Source organism: Pedobacter terrae, from assembly GCF_900100705.1.
In the GTDB taxonomy this organism is placed as follows: domain Bacteria; phylum Bacteroidota; class Bacteroidia; order Sphingobacteriales; family Sphingobacteriaceae; genus Pedobacter; species Pedobacter terrae.
Genome location: NZ_FNCH01000005.1, coordinates 174,283 through 195,640, shown reverse-complemented (window position 1 = coordinate 195,640; position 21,358 = coordinate 174,283). Strand labels below are relative to the sequence as shown.

The 21,358-nt window shown below is 38.4% G+C and carries 21 protein-coding genes; 18 read left to right on the top strand and 3 right to left on the bottom strand.

Annotated elements, in window-relative coordinates; all coding sequences use genetic code 11:
• The first annotated feature begins 2 nt into the window (after nt 1-2).
• From BLR60_RS08810 to BLR60_RS08795, 4 genes are all read left to right on the top strand, one after another.
• A complete protein-coding gene (locus tag BLR60_RS08810) occupies nt 3-980 on the top strand; it encodes a LiaF transmembrane domain-containing protein (protein ID WP_090498869.1) in 978 nt (325 codons plus the stop codon).
• A gap of 95 nt (nt 981-1,075) precedes the next feature.
• Nucleotides 1,076-1,687, top strand: a complete 612-nt coding sequence (locus tag BLR60_RS08805) for an RDD family protein (protein ID WP_090498867.1) — start codon at nt 1,076-1,078, stop codon at nt 1,685-1,687.
• A 617-nt stretch (nt 1,688-2,304) separates the two neighbouring features.
• Nucleotides 2,305-4,284 carry a (E)-4-hydroxy-3-methylbut-2-enyl-diphosphate synthase gene (ispG, locus tag BLR60_RS08800; protein ID WP_090498865.1) on the top strand — a complete coding sequence of 660 codons (1,980 nt, stop codon included), beginning with the start codon at nt 2,305-2,307 and terminating at the stop codon, nt 4,282-4,284.
• A 186-nt stretch (nt 4,285-4,470) separates the two neighbouring features.
• Nucleotides 4,471-5,745: a mechanosensitive ion channel family protein gene (locus tag BLR60_RS08795; RefSeq protein ID WP_090498863.1), complete on the top strand. Its 1,275-nt coding sequence runs from the start codon at nt 4,471-4,473 to the stop codon at nt 5,743-5,745.
• Between the two features lie 113 nt (nt 5,746-5,858).
• Here the strand turns inward: BLR60_RS08795 and BLR60_RS08790 are convergent, their stop codons facing one another.
• Nucleotides 5,859-6,683, bottom strand: a complete 825-nt coding sequence (locus BLR60_RS08790; protein WP_090498861.1) for an alpha/beta hydrolase family protein — start codon at nt 6,681-6,683, stop codon at nt 5,859-5,861.
• Nucleotides 6,684-6,878: 195 nt separating this feature from the next.
• A complete protein-coding gene (locus BLR60_RS08785; RefSeq protein ID WP_244155622.1) occupies nt 6,879-7,268 on the bottom strand; it encodes a DoxX family protein in 390 nt (129 codons plus the stop codon).
• Between the two features lie 136 nt (nt 7,269-7,404).
• On the opposite strand from BLR60_RS08785, the gene hemA reads away from it, so the two are divergent.
• From hemA to BLR60_RS08725, 12 genes are all read left to right on the top strand, one after another.
• Entirely contained in the window at nt 7,405-8,631 is a 1,227-nt protein-coding gene (hemA, locus tag BLR60_RS08780; RefSeq protein WP_090498857.1) for a glutamyl-tRNA reductase, read from the top strand.
• 351 nt (nt 8,632-8,982) lie between these two features.
• Nucleotides 8,983-10,563 carry a hydroxymethylbilane synthase gene (gene hemC, locus BLR60_RS08775; RefSeq protein ID WP_208600605.1) on the top strand — a complete coding sequence of 527 codons (1,581 nt, stop codon included), beginning with the start codon at nt 8,983-8,985 and terminating at the stop codon, nt 10,561-10,563.
• Nucleotides 10,564-10,760: 197 nt separating this feature from the next.
• On the top strand, nt 10,761-11,729 hold the full coding sequence (hemB, locus tag BLR60_RS08770; protein ID WP_208600604.1) for a porphobilinogen synthase: 969 nt from the start codon (nt 10,761-10,763) through the stop codon (nt 11,727-11,729).
• 175 nt (nt 11,730-11,904) lie between these two features.
• On the top strand, nt 11,905-13,275 hold the full coding sequence (hemL, locus tag BLR60_RS08765) for a glutamate-1-semialdehyde 2,1-aminomutase (RefSeq protein WP_090498852.1): 1,371 nt from the start codon (nt 11,905-11,907) through the stop codon (nt 13,273-13,275).
• Between the two features lie 122 nt (nt 13,276-13,397).
• Entirely contained in the window at nt 13,398-14,264 is an 867-nt protein-coding gene (locus BLR60_RS08760) for a sensor histidine kinase (protein WP_090498850.1), read from the top strand.
• A gap of 8 nt (nt 14,265-14,272) precedes the next feature.
• Complete coding sequence (locus tag BLR60_RS08755; protein WP_025146905.1) at nt 14,273-14,977, top strand: response regulator transcription factor; 705 nt, start codon at nt 14,273-14,275, stop codon at nt 14,975-14,977.
• Nucleotides 14,977-15,492: a hypothetical protein gene (locus BLR60_RS08750; protein WP_090498848.1), complete on the top strand. Its 516-nt coding sequence runs from the start codon at nt 14,977-14,979 to the stop codon at nt 15,490-15,492. Before BLR60_RS08755 ends, BLR60_RS08750 begins: the two co-directional genes overlap by 1 nt.
• Nucleotides 15,493-15,697: 205 nt before the next feature.
• Nucleotides 15,698-16,723 carry a uroporphyrinogen decarboxylase gene (hemE, locus tag BLR60_RS08745; protein WP_090498846.1) on the top strand — a complete coding sequence of 342 codons (1,026 nt, stop codon included), beginning with the start codon at nt 15,698-15,700 and terminating at the stop codon, nt 16,721-16,723.
• Nucleotides 16,724-16,768: 45 nt separating this feature from the next.
• Entirely contained in the window at nt 16,769-17,002 is a 234-nt protein-coding gene (locus BLR60_RS08740) for a hypothetical protein (RefSeq protein ID WP_090498844.1), read from the top strand.
• A 17-nt stretch (nt 17,003-17,019) separates the two neighbouring features.
• The gene (locus tag BLR60_RS08735; protein WP_143009048.1) at nt 17,020-17,745 is read left to right on the top strand and encodes an ATPase; all 726 of its coding nucleotides are present in this window, start codon (nt 17,020-17,022) and stop codon (nt 17,743-17,745) included.
• On the top strand, nt 17,742-18,302 hold the full coding sequence (locus BLR60_RS08730; RefSeq protein WP_090498840.1) for a CopD family protein: 561 nt from the start codon (nt 17,742-17,744) through the stop codon (nt 18,300-18,302). Before BLR60_RS08735 ends, BLR60_RS08730 begins: the two co-directional genes overlap by 4 nt.
• Nucleotides 18,303-18,486: 184 nt before the next feature.
• Nucleotides 18,487-19,644, top strand: a complete 1,158-nt coding sequence (locus BLR60_RS08725) for a hypothetical protein (RefSeq protein WP_090498839.1) — start codon at nt 18,487-18,489, stop codon at nt 19,642-19,644.
• 118 nt (nt 19,645-19,762) lie between these two features.
• Here BLR60_RS08725 and BLR60_RS08720 read toward each other — a convergent pair whose 3' ends face one another.
• On the bottom strand, nt 19,763-19,993 hold the full coding sequence (locus BLR60_RS08720) for a hypothetical protein (protein WP_090498837.1): 231 nt from the start codon (nt 19,991-19,993) through the stop codon (nt 19,763-19,765).
• A 45-nt stretch (nt 19,994-20,038) separates the two neighbouring features.
• Here BLR60_RS08720 and BLR60_RS08715 point away from each other — a divergent pair, with 45 nt between their 5' ends.
• A complete protein-coding gene (locus BLR60_RS08715; protein ID WP_090498835.1) occupies nt 20,039-20,608 on the top strand; it encodes an RNA polymerase sigma factor in 570 nt (189 codons plus the stop codon).
• Entirely contained in the window at nt 20,589-21,344 is a 756-nt protein-coding gene (locus tag BLR60_RS08710; protein ID WP_090498833.1) for a hypothetical protein, read from the top strand. Before BLR60_RS08715 ends, BLR60_RS08710 begins: the two co-directional genes overlap by 20 nt.
• Nucleotides 21,345-21,358: the final 14 nt, after the last annotated feature.

Below are 21,358 nucleotides of genomic sequence, written 5' to 3'. Positions count from 1 at the left end.
AAATGAAATTAGATAGATTAATATGGGGTATCATCCTGCTTTTTATTGGCGGTGTACTTCTACTCGAAAACTTTGGTGTAATTACTTTTTATTGGCGTAATGTTTGGAGCTTCTGGCCGGTATTTTTAATTATTGCAGGTCTAAATATCCTGTTTAATAAAAATAATTCGCAAACAGGTAGCATCATCTCTATTGGTGTTTTGGTGGTAGCCCTTTCTTTCCTTTTTTATAAAGGTCAACAGGTTCCTGAACGCGGCAGTTGGTGGGGGCGTCAATTTAAAAAAGATGTCGACATTAATATTGAACACAATAATGATGATGACGATGACAATGATAACGACACATCATATAATCACTTAAGTTTATCTGAGCCATTTGTGGCGGCAGATAATGCGAAAAAAACAGTATTAAATATTTCCGGAGGTGGCATTTCATTTAATCTAGAGGGAGAGACCAATCAGTTGATCAATGCTGATGTAAAAAAGAAACATGGTAACTTTTCTTTAAAGAAATTACTTACCGATAGTGCAACCGTACTTACTTTCCAGATGGACGATAAAAAGAATAAATGGAATTTTGGTGATGGTGGTAACGATGTTAATTTTAAATTGAATAAAGAAGCCAACTGGGATATTTTGATGAAACTGGGCGCTGGCGAAGCGAACTTTGATTTTACCGATTACAAAGTGCGTACTTTCCGCTTTGATGGTGGGGCTGCAGCTCTGGATATTCAATTCGGAGATTTATTGCCAATCACCGATGTAATTGTAAAATCTGGTGTGGCCGACGTAAAAATTAAGGTGCCTACCAATTCTGGATGCCGGATTAAAACCAAAACTGGCTTATCTGCAAAGGATTTTGATGGTTTTGAAAAATTGAGTGATGGTGTTTACGAAACTTCGAACTATAAAACCTCAACCAAAAAAATCTTTATCAATTTAGATGGCGGATTGAGTAACTTTGAAGTGAGCAGATATTAGAAAGGATAAAGGTTTGATGGTGGAAGGTTTAAGGCCCTATTCGATCTAACCTTGTAAACGCTGATCTAAACTCCGAACAATCCTGATCCAATCTAATGAATCCTGATCAATATACAGTTGTAATTAATGGAAAGCCAACGGGGCCGTATAGTTTAAACGAACTTAAAGATTTAAACATCGGTGCGAATACTTTTATCCGCAAACCTGGAATGGACGATTATAAAGAAGCTCACGCGATACCCGAACTGCGTGAGCTTTTGGGTTTTACCTATCAAAAAACAGCGCCCCAGTATTTTGCCGCTTTTGATCAAAGATTATTGGCTTCAGTGATTGATCACTTTATTATCTTCGGTTTCTATACCCTAATTATTTTAACGAGTTATATTTTTATAGAAGGGAAAGACCAGCGGATTATGGCTTTTTTAGTTCCTTTTCCGGTAATATTTTTAGTCAAGTTGGTTTATGGCAGTATTACCGAAGCAACTAAAAGCCAGGCAACCATTGGTAAAAAACTCCTCAATATTAAAGTAACCGATTTAGAAGGTAGCCAGGTTTCTTTTGGTGTTTCGCTTGTTAGAAATTTCTCAAAAATATTATCTGTAATTCCTGTTTTTTTTGGCTATCTCTACAGCTTTTTGAATAAGAAAAACCAGTGCTGGCACGATATTGCGGCTAATACTTTGGTAATAAAAGACAGGTTAATATAAGTTAGAAAAGCAGGGTCAATGCATTTGTTATGGTTAGTCGGGCTGTGCGCTATATCTTTTGCAGGGCCCCAACTCCGCTCAGGCTGACCGCCAAAGGATGCCGCTTCCATCCCGTTTATGAAACCTAGGTCAGTGCAATGATGCCAAACCCACTTAACGTTAAAATATAGACCTGATGGGAGTGGAAATCCCTTTTGGATTAAACGGGTTTGTTTCAATAAAGATTTCTTCCAAAAGGATTGCAACAAACAGCAGGACCGAACTCAACCCATTATTACTGACCTTGCTCTTCAAAAGGAGAATGCCAATTTTGCTCTCGGAAAAAAAAATAGGCTCTGATATTTATAGGAAAGCAAGATTAGTGCAACTATCTGCGTCACCCGGGCTGTACGCTGTATCTTGTCTGACCTTCGCCGCTCAGGCTGACAGCCAAAGGATGCCGCTGCCATCCCGTTTACGAAACCTGGGTCGGTGCAAACATGCCAAACCCCTGTATTTGCCAAGCATTACTACTTTTCAGTTTTCAAAAAACTTCATTTCCCCTGAAGCACCGGGTCGATTTTAATTACAACATTACAACATTAAAACATTCCAACAATCCTTATCTTTGCAAACAGATGGAAAATATATTGGCAAAACATGATTTAGCTGGCGGATATTGCAACAGTTTAACCACTTATTCGAGGTATTTAACCCGCGAAGTAAATATCGGCGATATAGCCTTGGGAGGCCATAATCCTATTCGGATCCAGTCTATGACGACTACCGATACCATGGATACGTTAGGTACGGTAGAACAGACGATCCGCATGGTAGAATCCGGTTGCGAATATGTCCGTATTACTGCTCCAAGTATTAAAGAAGCCGAAAATCTGGCCAATATTAAAAAAGAACTACGTTTCCGTGGCTACAATGTGCCGTTAATTGCCGATATCCATTTTACACCAAATGCAGCCGAAATGGCCGCAAGGATTGTAGAAAAAGTGCGTGTTAATCCAGGTAATTACGCAGATAAAAAGAAATTTGAGAATATAGAATATACGCAGGATGCTTACAATGCAGAGTTAAGCCGGATTTATAAAAAGTTTATCCCTTTGGTGAAAATCTGTAAAGAGTATGGCACTGCGATGCGCATTGGCACCAACCATGGCTCCCTTTCCGACCGGATTATGAGCCATTATGGCGATACACCGCGTGGCATGGTCGAATCGGCAATGGAATTTATCCGCATGTGCGAAGACCAGAACTATTATAATCTGGTGATCTCCATGAAAGCCAGCAATACTCAGGTAATGGTACAAGCTTACCGTTTGCTGGTAGAAACCATGGCCAAAGAAGGTATGAATTATCCTTTGCACCTAGGTGTTACTGAAGCAGGCGATGGTGAAGACGGTCGTATTAAATCAGCAGTTGGCATTGGAACTTTATTGGAAGACGGTTTAGGTGATACCATCCGTGTTTCTTTAACCGAAGATCCTGAATTTGAAGCGCCTGTAGCAAAAGCTTTGGCAGACCGATATGCTTTAAGAAGTCCGAAGTCCGAAGTCCAAAGTCCGGAGTCAATTCAGCTACGCTCTACGCTCCACGCTCCGCGCCCAACTTACAGCCCTTACGAATACAACCGCCGCATCACCACTCCAGTACAGCACATTGGTGGGCATCACCATCCGGTAGTAATGATTGATGTTTCGAAAGAAAATTTAAAAGATCCTTACTTTTTAAGTTCGGTAGGTTATAACTATAGTGCTGGTTTAGATAAATACAATTTAGCCGATCAGGCATGTGATTTAGCCTTTTTAGGAGATCATTTGCCATCTTTTTCATTTCCTGGAAATTTAAAGCAGGTTTATAATTATGCAACCTGGCTAAAATTAAAAGATAAGAACAATTGTCATCCCTTATTTTCTTTGGAAGAATTTATTGAAAGTGAAGTTCTGGATGAAGTATTGAACTTTGTTCAGATGGATTCAAAACAATTTAACGATACAACAATTGCACAATTGGATAACACAGTTGTTTTAATCCTTGAAACCAGTTCAACTCATGGAATGGCTGAACAAAGAGCATTTTTTGTATTGTTACAGGAGAAAAACATTCAGGTTCCTGTAATTATAAAGCGAACTTACCAGGATGCAGATGCCGATCATCTGATGCTTTATGCCGCTACTGATCTTGGTGCATTGCTTACCGATGGTTTTGGCGATGGTGTATGGATTGATGCGGAAGGACAAAACCTTTCCTTGATCAATTCGACCAGTTTTGGGATTTTACAGGCTACCCGTACACGGATTAGTAAAACCGAATATATCTCGTGCCCAAGCTGTGGCCGAACGCTTTTCGACTTGCAGGAAACTACACAGCTGATCCGTTCGCGAACCGACCATTTAAAAGGGATAAAAATTGGTATCATGGGATGCATCGTTAATGGTCCTGGAGAAATGGCTGATGCAGATTACGGTTATGTAGGTACCGGCCCAGATAAAATTACCTTATACCGAGGTAAAGAAGTAGTAAAGAAAAATGTAACCACCGCTTATGCTTTGGATGAATTGATCGATATCATCAAAGGTGATGGGAACTGGGTAGAAAAGGTTTAATCGTTAATAATGCGAGCCGTGGTTTGTGTCCCCACAAACCGCTTTTATATAAATTAGACCGAGGAGTCAGATAAACACGGATTTTATCTGTGTGCAGCCTTTTTATCTGTGGTTAATGATATATCTAGCACGACAAAGAATGGAACACCATTAAATTTTCTAACCAATAAATCCTAAATTGCCTTGATGAAAATCCCGGAGTTTCAATACCTTTTTAACGAACTTAGAAACTGGTTGGCTGGTAGAGGCCTTGCAGGTAACGAACTTATTTATTCCTATTTTTTTATCGGGCTTGTTACAGTTATTTTATTCCTGTTTGTCACCATTTTTGTAACACGTCAGGTTTTTATTGTGATGGTAAAAAGTGCCAAAACCAAATCCGACTGGCAAAAGGCATTATTCGAATTTCGTGTTTTTAGGGCTTTTGCGTTAATTTTTGGAGCCTACATTATCTATAATGTTGTTCCATACCTTTTTGTCTATTTTAAAAACTGGCATTTCTATGCTTTGATTTTTGCCAGAATCTATATGGTTCTGGCCGTGATGTTTGCCGTAAATGCATTTTTGAATGCGGTGGTTTCCATCATGGAGTCATCAAAGCAATATGCCGATAAACCCATCAGAAGTTATAAACAGGTAGCCAAAATTGTATTCTACATTGTTGGTTTCGTACTTATTCTTTCGATTATTCTGGGTGAGTCACCTGTATACGTTTTCGGCGGTTTTGGTGCAGTTACAGCTGTTTTTATTCTGATTTTCAGGGATCCGATTTTAGGTTTTGTGGCATCGGTACAAATGAGTGCTGTCGATCTGGTTAGGGTAGGCGATTGGATCACTGTTGAAAAATACGGCGCGGATGGGGAGGTAACTGAAATTAATTTAACCACCATTAAAGTGCGGAACTGGGATAAAACGGTAACCATTGTGCCAAGTTATGCCATTGTTAGTGAGTCGTTTAAGAATTGGCGGGCAATGGAAGAAAGTGAGGGGCGTAGGATTAAGCGGCACATCAATATTAAAATTTCCAGTATTAAATTCTGCGATGATGAGTTGATAGGAAGACTGCAAAGCATTGACTTTCTTAAAGATTACCTGAAAGAAACGCAGCAATTTATTGAACGGTATAATGCCGAAAATACGGTAAACCCCAATAACCTTGTGAATGGTAGGCACATGACCAATATAGGCACTTTTAGGGTTTATGCCGAAAAATACCTCGAAAGCAATCCACATATTAATAAAGAACTCACCTTTATGGTGCGCCAGTTGCAGGCTACAGAAAACGGATTACCGATTGAAATTTACGTATTCTCGAAAGAGAAAGGATTAAAACGTTTTGAAGAAGTGGCTGCCGATATTTTTGACCATCTCTTGGCTGCGGTACCCTACTTCGATCTCGAGATTTTCCAAAGCCCCAGCGGCAGCGATATGCGGAATTTTGTAAGGAGAGGGGATGATTAGAATTTGATTTCATTCTGAGCACAGCGAAGAATCTGCTAAAGAGCGCCTGGTTATAAAATTTAACAGCATTCCTCTATCTACGGATTCTTCGTTCTACCAAGCAGGACAATAGCCTATTCTCCTAAGAAAGTCAGCACCTTTTCACAAACTTTAAATAATAGCGGTGGTAAAGTTTCATTAGTGTAAGGCTGTGTTGCCCCATAAACATGGTTTGCACCTTCCATTTTAACCAGCCTGCTGCCCGGATTGGCTTCTGCCAAGGTTTGCGCGGTTTCGAAAGGAACATTTATATCATCATCACCATGGATAATTAACCATGGAATATTGATGCGCTTTGCGGCATCTATAATATTTAATGTTGCCGCATTTTCTTCCAGGTCTTCCAATAAGGTAACATTTAATGGCATCTGTTCTTTAGTACGGGCATTGGTAACAAAAATCTTCCCGGTTTTTTTCCATTCTGCCTCTTGTTCCTTTTTCCAAAGGCTATTAAAATCGGCAATGGCGCTCCAGGTAATCAGTTTATTGATCCTTAAATCGTTTGCTGCTTCGATGATGGACAAACCACCGCCACGGCTATGGCCAATTAAATTTACTTTAGTGTTTGCGCCATATGCTTTCTCCATAAAATCCAATACTGCATTTACATCAAAAAGTTCTTTCGATACCGTGTTGCTGGCAAAAGCTTCCATATCGGTAACATCTTTTGGGTCATCAACCGGTACGCCACTATGCGATAAATTAAACTTAACGTAACGGTAACCATTGCTGGCAAAATACCTGGCTACTAAGTTATGGGCACCCCAATCTTTAAAACCTTTAAAGCCATGTACAAAGAGTACAATGGGGGTATTAGGATTTTTTTCATCAAAGGTGATGTCGCCAATAATTAATTTTCCGTCTGCACCGCTAAGGCTAAAATTACTTTGTGTAATCATAATTTAAAGGATTGATGTAAAATATAAACCTACGAAATTTGATTTTGTTGTATGTTTTTTGAGTGATGGCGTCATTTCGACTGTAGTGAAACGAAATGCCCGCCTGTGCGGACAGGCCTGCCCGTACAGGCGGGGAGAAATCTATTCTTAGACTATTGTATAGAATTTCTCCGCTTCGGTCGAAATGACAAATTTTTAATTGATAGGATTTCTATAATAATACCATGCCGAGCCAATAAAAACTAACTGAAAAGGCAACCTCAGCCACGCCATTAATGGCGTAACCGTTATTTGTCCCAGCATAAACGGTGCTTTCCGGATCATGTAGATATGCGCAGGTATAAAGGCAATCAACATCAAAATAATGAGTAGCGCGGCAAACTTTCTGGTTCTATCAAACAACAATGAAAGCCCTAAAACAATTTCTAATATTCCCGAAAAATAAATTAAAAACTCAGGTGCAGGCAACCATTTTGGAATGATGACGTAATATACTTGAGTGGATAAAAAGTGGTTATATCCAGCCAGAACGTAGAAAAGGGCATAAAGCCAAAGGAAAAATTTATAAATTGGGCTGTTCATCATGGATCAATATATTGTTTTAAACTTTAGGTCTGCTATTTAAAACCGTTCTAAATTGATGTAAATTACAGGTTAATGACAGTCACATGCCTTCACCATGTTACTTTTGTATCCCGATAATAGTTAATAACGGAAGCACTTGGAATATTTAAAAGTAATAGCTTTTACGCATCATCACATCGACCTGAAATCTTTAGGGAAATTAGTTATTTGTGACCAGAGTTTAGATAGCAGGTTGAAGAATGTTCAAGCAGAGCTTCCCGTTAGCGAAATCTTTTATGTCGGAACCTGTAACCGTGTAGAGTTTGTTTTCCTGACCAAAGAGAAAACCGACAAAGAATTTGTAACCAGATTTCTTACTGTTTTAGACATGGGGCTGCCTCCTGAATTTATGGAGCGTTTTCTGGATAATGTTACGGTTTACGAAAACGAAGAAGCTTTTAACCATTTGCTTAGAACGTCATGTTCTTTAGAGAGTTTGGTTGTTGGAGAAAAGGAAATCCTTGCCCAAATCCGTAAAGCTTACGAAAACTGTCGCGATGCTGGATTTACCGGCGATTATATGCGTATGATTATGGAACGTGTGGTGAAAACGGCAAAAGAAGTTTATACCCATACCAACATCTCCAAAAATCCGGTTTCTGTTGTTTCATTGGCTTACCGTAAGCTAAAAGAACTGAACATGTGTGGCAACTCGCGTATCTTAATTATAGGTGCTGGCGAAACCAATCAGAACATTGCAAAATATCTTAATAAACATAAATACTCCAATTTCTCCATTTTCAACCGTACGTTCTCTAAAGCTGAATCTTTGGCAGCAGAGTTGGGTGGTAAAGCTTATCCGTTAGCCGCACTTGAAGATTTTAATGAAGGGTTTGATGTGATCATTACCTGTACAGGTTCTACCGAAGCAATTATTAATGAAGCGCTATACGCTAAGCTGTTAAATGGTGATCAGGGCAAAAAAGTGATCGTAGATTTGGCTATTCCGAATGACGTTATGCCTGCAGTGATCCATAACAATCCTGTACATTACATTGAGGTAGAATCATTAAAAGAGGTAGCACGCAAAAATATCCAGGAACGTTATAACGAACTGGTGCATGCGGAAGAAATTATCAGCAATAACATTACCGAATTTTTCTCTGTTTTAAAACAACGCCGTATCGAACTGGCGATGCAGGAAGTGCCAAGAAAGATTAAAGAAATCAAAAATACAGCCATACATGGTGTTTTTGCTGAAGAAATCAGTCAGATGGATGAAGCCTCCCGCGAAGTTTTAGAACGCGTGATGAACTACATGGAGAAAAAATATATCAGCGTGCCTATGGTAATGGCAAAAGAAATTCTGGTTAACCAACCTTAAGGTTTTACCACAAAGAACACAAAAGCTTAATTTCCTTTTTTCTATCATCTACTTTAATACAAGGCGTCATCTGCGAAACACAGTGGAACCCCTGCCCGTACAGGCGTGGAGAGACCTATCCCGAGGCAGATTTCTCGACTGCGTTGCACTCCGCTCGAAATGACGGTATTTTTAAAGAGTGTACGCATTAATTCCTCTATTTCAGAATGACAAAGTAACGCAGCACCGAGTACCCTAATGTCATAGAAATCCTTTAAATTCTCCTTTCTGTAACCTCACTGTCTCATTTTTAAACAATTCATGGGATAAACCACTATTTAAATTAAATTTGTAGCTCATTTAATCTTAATAGTGAAGAAATTAACCATTGGAACACGCGGTAGCGACCTGGCTTTATGGCAAGCAAATCATATCAAAGATGAATTGGCCGCCATCGGAATTGATGCAGAAATCAAAATCATTAAAACTCAGGGTGATAAAATCCTGAACTTAAGATTAGATAAACTCGAAGGCAAAGGCTTTTTCACCAAAGAATTGGAAGAAGAACTTTTAGGAGGAACAATTGACCTGGCTGTACATTGCCTTAAAGATTTACCTACTGCGCATCCCGAAGGATTAACCATCGCTGCTTTACCACCGCGAGAGGAAGCAAGTGAATATCTTTTGATTTTAAAAGACTGTGTAGATGTTACACAGAAGCTTTCACTAAAAAAGGGTGCAATGGTAGGCACTTCCTCTAACCGTCGCAAAGCTCAATTATTGGGCTTACGCCCCGATTTAGAGATTGTAGATTTACGTGGAAACGTACCTACCAGGATTCAAAAGCTCCGTGATGAAGATTATGATGCCATTTTGATTGCCAAAGCTGGTGTTAAACGTTTAAACCTTGATGTGACCGATTTACATGTAGAAGAATTGGAAACCACTGAGTTTATCCCTGCACCTGCGCAAGGTGCTTTAGCGATTCAAATCAGGGAAAATGATGCCGAGCTTTTTGATTCACTACAAAAATTGCACGATCCGGCGACAGCCGAAACTGTAACTGTAGAACGTAAGGTTTTAAATCTTTTCGAAGGTGGTTGCCACATGCCTTTAGGCTGTTATTGCAAAAAGGAAAATGGAAAATTCGAAATTTGGACTTCAAAGGCCGAAACCGCAGATCATTTTCCTGAACGTTTATTTTTACGTGCAGAAAGTACTGAGGGACTGGCAGAGAAAATTGTAGCCAAGTTTAATATGGAAAGAAAGAAACCGGCAAAGGTTTTCATCTCACGCGAAATTGGTGAGCACAGTTATTTCCGTAGGGCATTAGAAAATAATAACATTGAAATAGAAGGACGTTCATTAATCCGTACGTTCCCGATCGTAACTGTTTTAGATCAGTTTATTTTAAAGCATGTGGATTGGGTTTTCTTCAGTAGCCGTAATAGCGTAGAATATTTTTTCAACTTAAAACCGGTACTGCCAAAGAAAACCAAATTTGGTGTTGTGGGTAGAGGCTCGGAAGATGCCTTGCGTAAATTTGGACATATTGCTGATTTTGTTGGTGAAAGTGGAGATATTACGGAAGTTGCAGAAGATTTTGCAAAACTGGTTGGTGGTCAGCAAATATTATTTCCAAGAGCGCAGGATTCCCTGCAATCTATTCAAAAATCATTACCAGCTGATGCTAAAGTAATCGATTTACCGATTTATGAAACGGTGATAGAAGAAGATATAGATCAAAGTTATGCCGATATACTCATTTTTACCAGTCCATCAAATGTTGATGCGTATTTCGCAGATAATTTATTGGAACCAGGCCAGCAGGTAATTGCCATAGGAAACTCTACAGGGAAGAAATTTGATGAAATGGGCGTAAAATATGCTTTGCCTTATTCTCCTGATGAAATTGGGTTGGCAGAAGCGGTGTTTGGAATAGAGATGAGGTAGAGGGTTTAGGGGGATAGGGTTTAAGGTGGAGGGTTGAAAGGTTGAAGGTGTAAAATAATTACGTCTTGATACCCCACACTGTAATCTTGCTAATAAATCTAAAAACTTATGCAATTACTCCGTAACGAAAAAATTAAAAGATATTCAGGTCTTGATACTCGATACTAAATCTTGATACTAAAAATTAGTAAATAAATATGTTAAACCGTCCGCGAAGATTACGGAAAAATCCGTTAGTGAGAGAGATGGTAGCCGAAACCCGGTTATCGAAAGATATGTTTGTGTACCCTTATTTTGTGGTGCCGGGCAGTAATATTACCCATGCCATTGATGCCATGCCCGGTGTAAACCATTATTCGGTTGATACTTTAGTAAAAGATGTAGAAGCGGGAATGAAAAAGGGGCTCAATAAAATAATGCTTTTTGGTGTTGGTGATGAGAAATCTGCAGATGCTAAATCGGCTTACCACGATCATTCTTTAGTGCCAACGGCTGTACGTGAGTTAAAAAAAGAATTTGGCGATGATTTATATGTAATTACCGATGTGTGCGTATGTTCTTATACCACCCACGGTCATTGTGGTATTTTAGAAAACGATTACGTTCAAAACGATAAAACAGTTGAAGTAATTGCTAAAATGGCACTAACTCACGCTGAAGCTGGTGCCGATATGTTCGCCCCATCTGATATGATGGATGGACGGATTGAAGCTATGCGTAACCTTCTGGATGAAAATGGTTTTGTAAATGCAGCGATTATGAGCCATGCCACAAAATTTGCTTCAGCCTATTACGGCCCTTTTAGAGAGGCCGCAGATTGCGCACCAAGCAAAGGCGATAGAAAGGCGTATCAAATGGACTTTAGAAATCCATTAGAAGCTTTACGCGAAGCGGCTTTAGACGAGCAGGAAGGCGCTGATGTGTTAATGGTGAAACCAGGATTAGCTTATCTGGACATTATCCAACGGTTAAAACAGGATACCAATTTACCTATTGCAGTTTACAACGTATCCGGCGAATACTCCATGGTAAAAGCGGCGGCAGAGCGCGGTTGGATTGACGAACAAAAAGTGGTTATGGAAACCATGCATGCCTTTGCCAGAGCGGGTGCCAGTATCATTACCACTTACCATATTAAAGATATTTTAAATAACAACTGGCTTTAAGGTAGATGGCAGAAGGTTTTAAGGTTGAGGGTTTATGTGTCCAAAATCTTTCAATTTCTGCCTTTTAGTCTTTAACCCTAATAATTCATGGTATAAGATAGAGATTTTCAAGGATAGAGGGTTTATGCGCCCTAAGCCTTGCACCCTCTACCTTCTAACCTTCAACCTTTAAAAAATGTTAGATTCATTAAAGAAAATGTTTTCAGGCAACGAAGCCGATATTCCGGTAAATACAGGGAGTAAACCTGATATTTCGAGGGTAAAATCTGCCGAATTGTATGAAAAATCAAAAACATATTTCCCTGGTGGCGTAAATTCACCTGTAAGAGCTTTCAAGTCTGTTTATGGTACGCCGCTTTTTATCGAAAAAGGTGATGGCTGTTATATCTGGGATGCCGATGGTAATCAGTTTATCGATTTCTGCGGTAGCTGGGGTCCACTAATTTTGGGACATAATAATCCTAAAATCCGTGAGAAAGTTACCGAAGTGATGCAAAACGGAATGAGTTTTGGTGCACCAACAGCCTTAGAAAATGAATTGGCAGAGCTGATTATCAAAAATAACCGTTTTGTAGAGAAAATCCGTTTTACCAGTTCTGGTACCGAAGCGGTAATGTCGGCCATACGTTTGGCCCGTGGTTTCACTGGTCGTGATAAGATTTTAAAGTTCGAGGGTTGTTACCACGGACATAGCGACTCGCTTTTGGTTAAAGCAGGTTCGGGCCTGGTTACTTTTGGCGAAACTTCTTCAGCAGGTGTGCCTAAATCTTTTGCAGAAGAAACCATTGTGGTTCCATTGAATGATAAGACCGCGATTGAGCAGGCATTTACCCAATTTAAAGATCAGATTGCAGCGGTAATTATAGAAGGTATTCCAGCGAACAACGGTTTAATTATGCAGGATGAAGAATACATTCATTTCTTGCGTAAAATCTGTACCGATAATGGTTCACTTTTGATTTTTGATGAGGTTATTACCGGATTCAGGGTTGGTTTTGAAGGTGCTGCCGCACACTATGGTATTACGCCTGATATTGTTACTTATGGCAAAATTATCGGCGGCGGATTACCTGTTGGTATGTATGGTGCCCGTGCTGAAATTATGGCGCACATTTCTCCTGATGGAGGCGTGTACCAGGCCGGAACTTTATCGGGTAATCCTGTAGCCATGGCGGCAGGAATTGCCACCTTAACCGAGCTGAGCAAATCTGGCTTTTATAAAGATTTAAATAATAAGGCACAAGAATTTGTAGCCAGCATTCAGCGTTTTGCAACTGCACGTAATTATAAGTTTAAAGTGTTTACCATTGGCTCTATCTTCTGGTTTGCCTTTACCGATAAGGATAAAATCCAATCGGCTGACGATATTGATGCCGGCAGCATGGAGAAATTTAAGGTTATGCACCGTGAATTATTAAATAGAGGAATATATTTAGGTCCATCGGGATATGAAGTTGGTTTCGTATCTTCAGCTCACACCAAGATCGAATTGGAGAAAGCTAAACGTGCTATTTTTGAAGCGTTGGATTTGGTTTTTAAGAAGTAATGCTTCGACTCCGCTGAGCATGACAACGAATCTATTTATCAACCGATTGTCACACGGAGCGGAGTCGAAGTGCCTTGTACGACAACTTACTAATTAAAACTTATGTTATCAACCCAAAGGAAATGAAGAAGTCCATTATCATATTTTACGCCTTATTGCTTTACGCGCTGGTACAACTCATTTCGTGGGGTACTTTGGTGGTGCGCTTACAGCCCAGCCGCATGACGATGATTATGGGTGAGGGGTCGGTATTTTTATTCTTACTTTGTATCGGCGGCTACTTTCTCCATCAATCCTTAAAACGTGAAGATAAATTGCGTGAACAGCAACAAAACTTTTTAATGTCGATTACGCATGAGTTAAAATCTCCTTTAGCGGCCATTAAACTTTCTATCCAAACCATTGTTAAAAGAGATTTGGATAAAGCCCGGCAAATTTCACTGTTAAATAATTCATTGAAAGATATAGAACGTTTGGATGATCTGGTCGAAAATATGTTGTTGGCCACTAAAATCGAAAACCGTTCATATACCTTTCCGAAAGAGGAGTTCAACTTTTCTGAACTGGTATATAAGATCACTGATAGGCTTCAGGTCCACTCGTGTGGCAACGAACAATTAATTACTGCCCACATTCAGCCAAATTTGCAGATTATGGGTGACAAATTTGCCTTATCGTCAGTGGTAACCAATCTGATTGAAAATGCGGTTAAATATTCGAGTCCGTGTGATGAGATAAATGTGCATTTAAACAAAGTAGATGGACATATTCAGTTCAGCGTAATTGATAAAGGACCAGGTATTTCAGATGCCGAAAAAATGTTGATATTTGATAAGTTTTACCGCGTTGGTAACGAGAATGTCAGAAAAGCGAAAGGAACAGGTTTAGGCTTGTTTATTGTGAAAGAGGTTTTACAATACCATGATGCAGATATTACAGTAAAAGACAATTTGCCTCAGGGAAGTATTTTTGAAGTAACATTTAGTTAATCTCAATTATGTCACAAAAATTAAGAATTCTATTGGTAGAAGACGAGGATCACTTGTTAGATGCTATCAAATTAAACCTCGAACTTGAGGGTTATAAAGTTCACGCCGTTAAAGATGGCAAAACCGCTCTTAAAATTTTTAAAGAAGAACGCTTTAATCTAATTATCTTAGATGTAATGTTGCCGGAGATGGATGGTTTCCAGGTTTGCGAAACCATACGTTTAGAAAATGCAGAAGTTCCAATTATGTTTTTAACAGCTAAAAACACTTCTGAAGACCGTGTTTTAGGTTTGAAAAAAGGTGCTGATGATTATTTGGTTAAACCATTCAACTTGGAAGAATTAATTCTTCGTGTTGGTATTCTGGTTAAACGCAGCTTAAAATCTGATGATTTAAAAGAATTAAACTCTTATAAAATCGGTGATAAAACAATATATTTCAATTCTTTCGAATTAAAACATGATGATGGTACCATCACGCCGTTAACTAAAAAGGAAACCATGTTGTTGAAACTATTAATCGAACGTAAAAACGATGCGGTTTCAAGAGAGCAGATTTTAGAAACAGTTTGGAACTATGATGTTTATCCATCAACCAGAACAATCGATAATTTTATTTTAACGTTCCGTAAGTATTTTGAGCCAGATCAGAAAAATCCGGTTTATTTCCACTCTATCCGTGGTGTAGGCTACAAATTTACAGATAGTCATTAATGTACAATAATAAGGGCAGGTATGCTTTAATGGCAATTTTTTTGCTTGCTGGCTTAGTTTGTGTTTTTTACGATCAATACCAGTTAGCAGCACTTTCGGCACTATTAATAGCCTTTGTGATTTGGAGCCATTTTAGACATGGTTCGGTTTTGATGGCTTCGAAACATTTCAAAAATAACGACTTTGGCAAAGCCAAAGCCTTGCTGGCTGAAGTAACTCAACCAGAGCGTTTGGCCAAAAGCCGCAGGGGTTATTACGAATTTATGCAGGGGAATATGGCATTGAAAGAGGAAAACTATGATAAGGCCGAATATCACTTTCAGCTGGCCAGCCGTTTTCCCGTAGGAGGTAAGAATGAAAAATCGTATGTACTGATCCATCTGGCTAATCTCGCTTTGCGGAAAAAAGATAGAGAAAGAGCAGAAGCCTATACCAGGAAGGCCAAAGAACTTGCTGAAACCCAACGTTCGAAAGATATTATTGTCAAAATTGAAAAAGAAATAAGTAAGTTATAATACTAATATTGTCATTTTGAATAACGAAGCACCAGTTTAGGAATAAAAAGGTACTTCGTTTTTTTTTTATTTATACCTTTGCAAAATTAAATTAGGCCGCCCGTCATCCTGATCCGATAACTATCGGATTTAGTTCAGGATCTAACTGAAAAAAGATGCTGAAATAAATTCAGCATGACGCATAGTCAGATACCAAATACAAATCATGAAGAATAATTTATTTTTAGACGCAGCATTTTCAAAACAAACCGAGCGCCCACCAGTATGGATGATGCGTCAGGCAGGTCGTTTTATGCCACAATATTGGGAAATTAAAAACAAATACTCTTTTTTAGATATGTGTAAAACTCCTGAAATTGCAGCCGATGTAACGATGTTACCTGTTGATTTATTGGATATTGATGCTGCGATTTTATTCTGTGATATTTTGGTAACCGGCGAGGCTATGGGAGGCGATTTAAGCTTTACTCAAGGCGTTGGCCCTAAATTTGCAAACCCTGTGCGTACTGCCCAGGACATTGAAAACCTAAATGTAGATTGTTTAGACAACTTACAATATGTTGCCGATGCGATTAAAGTGATCCAGCAACGTTTAAATGGAAGTATTCCGTTAATCGGCTTTGCTGGTGCACCGTTTACGGTAATGAGCTATTTAATTGAGGGAGGCTCTTCTAAAGATTTTAAATTAACCAAACTCTTTATACACAACCAACCAGAATTAGCACACAAACTTTTGGCTAAAATTGCAAAAGTAACAGCCGATTACCTGAACCTTCAGATTGCTGCTGGTGTTAACGCGGTTCAGATTTTCGATAGCTGGGCCCTGGCTTTATCATGGAACGATTATCAGGAATTTTCGCACCGTTATATCCAGGAAATCATTGCCAACTTAAATAGAAAAGATATTCCCGTAATTTCTTTCTGTAAAGGAAGTTCGGTTTTTGCCCCAATGATGGCCGAAGCTAAACCAGATGTAATTTCGGTTGACTGGAATGCTGATTTATTGAACATTAAGAATGCTTTGCCAGCTGGTATCGCTGTTCAGGGGAATTTAGATCCACATATTTTATATGCGGATAAAGCAGTAATTAAAGCCCAGATTCACAGATTGTTTGAGCGCATGCGCGGTACCGAAGGTTTTATCTTTAATTTAGGTCATGGTATTATGCCTGATATTCCTTTCGATCATGTGAAGTATGCAATTGAGGTAGTAAAGGAGTTTAGGTATTAATCAAATCATTTGATTTTCGTATATTAGCTTTATAACTCAAATATTATGACTGTTAAATTATTAGAAGACGAGGATGAATTGCCAATTAAGCAATTAATTAAGGCAGTTAATAAGAAAATGGAAGATGTATTAAGAGTTGTTGATGCTTTAAATTTGGGTAGAACCGAAGTAAAAGCCGACGGGATTTACCGGATATTTAATAACGGAGAAACAGTTAAAATAGCTGAAGGTAATTTTAAAAGAAGAAAAGTTTCTGAAAAAAGAATTAAGCTTTTTTAATGCCTCGGAAGTCTAAATTGAGAATTTTTGCAGGACCAAATGGCTCAGGTAAAACAACTTTATTTGATTCTATTAAATCAAGTTATTTCTCAACAAGAATATTTATCAATGCAGATTTGCTGGAAGAAGATTTTAAAAGGAAAAACTTTATAAACTTATCTGATTTCGAAATTAACATTACTAATACTGATTTTGAATCATTTTGCTTTCAAAGTGGACTTTTTGTAAAAGCTGGTTTTAATGCTGCCAGTTGGAATCTGGTAGTTAAAGAAAATGTAATTGTTAGAAACACATTAGCACAAGTAATTTACAATTCTTACCATTTTGCCATTATCGCTGATTTTATACGGTACTCTTTAATCAAAAGCAAAAAATCCTTTAGTTTTGAAACTGTATTTTCTCATCCTTCAAAATTAGATCTTATTGATTTTGCTCATCAAAATAATTATAAGATCTATCTTTATTTTATAGGTACAGAAACCCCGAAAATGAATGTTGAGCGAGTAAAGGACAGGGTTTTAAAAGGAGGACATTTGGTTAATCAAGATAAAATTGAGAAGCGCTATTTTTTAACAATGGATTTATTAATCGAAATGATAAAAAATGTAGATAAGACTTATCTTTGGGATAATTCTGAAACGCAGGATTATGTCGGTCAAATTTGTGATGGTACCTTAGATTTGCAACTTAGCAATATCCCAAACTGGATTGATAAATATATTTTGGATAAAATCAAAAAATGATAGAAACCTTATTACCATATTACCGCTATTTTCTTGCAGTGCATATCGTATTTGTAATCAGCTGGATGGCTGGTTTATTTTATATTTTAAGTCTTTTTATCTACCACACAGAAGCAAACGATAAACCCGAACCTGAAAAAAGTATCCTCCAAAAACAGTTCGTTAAAATGGAAGCTACTTTATGGAAAATTATTGCTACCCCAGCTATGATTATTTCTGTTTTGGCGGGGGTATCTATGCTGACTTTAAATTCAGGTTTGCTTCAAGCCGATTGGATGTGGGTTAAGCTGGGCTTTGTGGTTGGCTTACTCATCTATCATTTCATCTGCCAAAATATTGTTAAACAGCTTAAAAATAATCAATACAAGCTAACTAGCTTTCAGTTAAGATTATGGCGTGAGCTAGCTACCATTTTTATGATTGCCATTGTATTTGTGGTGATCCTTCAAAGTGCCATTAACTGGATTTATGGTTTAATCGGCATTATGGGCGTTGCGATGGCGATAATGATTGCCGTTAAACTCTATAAAAACTATCGTAAAAAGCGTGGTCAATAATCTTTAAATCAAAAAGTTGCTGAGGCATAAAAAATATTGCTAGTAATTAATAGTGTTAAAACACTGCTCATTGTGCACTGGTGGTCAACCCCTATTAACTTTGTTTCCTTTGCGTAAACTTCGCGTACTTTGCGGTTAAATAAATCAAAAACTATTCTAAATTTGGGCGATAAAATCCAAGCTCATGTTTACAACCCCGGACCTGAAAAAGTCCTTACTACTAATAACTTTCTTATTTAGTTCTTATTTTGCTTCGGCACAGTTTAATCAATCGGCTTTCGAAAACAGGATCCGTCCTGATAGCAGCTTAACTAACGAAGTTCATTTTAACTTCTACAACTTAAACTACGTTCGTAATTATGAATATACCAACGATTTTCATGATGGTTATACCTTATATGGAACACAGCTACAGCCTCAGTTGGTGTATTATGCACATCCAAACCTGGCCATCACCGCTGGTGCTTTCATCAGGAAAGATTTCGGGCGGAACGGAATTTCTGATGCCAAACCATTGTTTAGTGTAAAATACCATAAGCGTAATCTCACCTTAATTTTTGGTAGTCTAGAAGGAAATATCCAGCATAAGTATATCGAGCCTTTATACGATTTCGAAAGGATTTTAACTACACCGATTGAATATGGAACACAATTATTGGTTGAGCGTAAGCGATTTACTTTAGATGCCTGGATTGCCTGGCAGAAAATGATTTATAAGGGTGATCCGACCAAAGAGGAAATTATCGGTGGATTATCTACGGAGAGTTTTTTGATCAAAAATGACGAGTGGAAATTGAGCATTCCCGCACAGTTTTTAGCTTTCCATCAAGGCGGGCAGATAGATGTGCTAAAAGAAATCCCGATTACCACCATGTTTAATGGTGCAACGGGTATAAAGTTGCATAAAGACATTAATAGCAATATTAAACAGGTCTATACGGATAACTATGTCGCTGTTTACAAAGATTTTTCTCCTGATAAAAGAAGGGCCTACCAAGGTGGTTTTGGTTTATGGTTAAATGCAGGTGTAGAAAGTAAATGGGGCAGTTTGGTAGCTTCTTACTGGAAAGGCAATAACTTTATTTCGATTAAAGGTATGCCTCTGTATGAATCTGTTTCTGATAACCTGTATAGTCCAGGCTTAAGACAAAGTTCGCGGAATATTGTTTCGTTGCGATATGCGTATCAAAAAGAATTGATTCCGCATTTATACCTTGATGTTCGTTTCGAACCACATATCGATCTTGATCATACCGATAAACAACTTCAGTTTAACCACTCCTTCTTTTTGACCTATAAACAGGATTTCAAGTTGTTTAAAGTGAGGCAAGGTGGAAGGTAGAAAAAGGATGGAAGGTAGAGGGTAAGAGGTTTAGGGTTTAGGGTTGAAATTCATCCATTTCAAACCCATAGGTTAAAAAAGCTATGGGTTTAGTTATTTTAAGCATTGCCACTGCCTCCTAAACTCCTGCCCGTTGCAGGCAGGCGATAGCAGCGAAAAACACGAAGGTGAGGAACGAACCGAGGCTTTGAAGCGAATAGCGGGACTGCTGCTCCCGATGGAATGCTGTATGTTCATTTTCAAATAAAAAATCTATATCTTTCTTGAAAATTATTTTAACTGTAAATGTTTGATAATCAATATGTTTATTTCTGAATTTAATTTTATTTAACTTTTTCTCTCTCTCCATGCAACCATTGTTTGTAATCTGCCATCTTCTATATACAAACACACAATGAAATTGACGCGAAGCTATACAATAAACGATTTGATGGAAGGCTGCAAGGCTGGCGACCGGAAGATGCAAGAGTTGCTTTACAAGCAAACGGCATCGAAGATGTTGGCGGTTTGTATGCGGTACGCCAAAGATAGAATGGAAGCTGAAGATGTATTGCAGATGGGCTACATTAAAGTTTTTCAGAAAATTAAGGAATACCGGGGTGAGGGTTCTTTTGAAGGCTGGATTAGAAGAGTAATGGTGAATACGGCTATTGAGAGTTACCGAAAGAATTTACGCAGCTTAAACGTAGTGGAAATAGATGAAGCTTACGAGCAACCATCAACCGGGTTTGATTTTAGCCGTTTAGGCATGCAAGACCTGATGAAAGTGATACAAAAATTAGCAGATGGTTACCGGATGGTTTTTAACATGTATGTAATTGAGGGCTACTCTCATAAGGAAATTAGCGAAACATTAGGCATTTCAGAAGGGGCGAGCAAATCGCAATTATCGAGAGCAAGAGCAATATTAAAAGAAGAAATTATAAAAATGGAGGGATTTGGTTATGCAACCTATACGGGATAAGGATTTTGATCAGTTATTTAAAGATGCTTTTACTGATGCGGAAGTATCACCTTCGCGAGATTTGTGGAGCAATATAGAAAGCGAAATCACACCAAAGAAAAAAAGAATGATACCAATATATTGGTTGTCAGCTGCAGCGGTTTTACTGATCGCCACGATTGGGATTTTGCTTTATCAACAACAAAATACAACCAATGAGGATAAACAATTGGCAAATAATACTATAGAAAAAACTAAACTTGAAGTAAAAGAACCAATTGTTAAAGATACAACAGCTGGGGTAGTTGAAAATATGGAGCCGGTTTTACCGGTTAGACCTGAGGTGGTTAGCGCTATTGCCAGAACAAAGGTTAAAAATGAAGCGAAGCCCATTACGTTAAAGGAAAGGCATAGCATGATTACCGCACCTGAAACGCTAAAACAGGAAACCGTTGTAGCGAAAGTGGAGGAACCTAAAAAAGATATCAGAACGAAAATAGAAGAGGCGATTCTGCACCCGAAGGAAGAGATTGTCACTGCAACTGTTGCAACACCGGTTAAAACAGACGAGCCTGTTAATGATAATGAACAAAGTAATAAGGGCATCCGTAATGTGGGCGATGTGGTAAACCTTATCGTTAACAAAATGGATAAAAGAAAAGATAAACTGATTCAGTTCCGTACTGATGATGACGATTCATCCCTGTCATCAATTAATATCGGGCCTTTTAAATTTGGTAAACGCAGTAAGAAGTAAACAGTTTCCAGTTT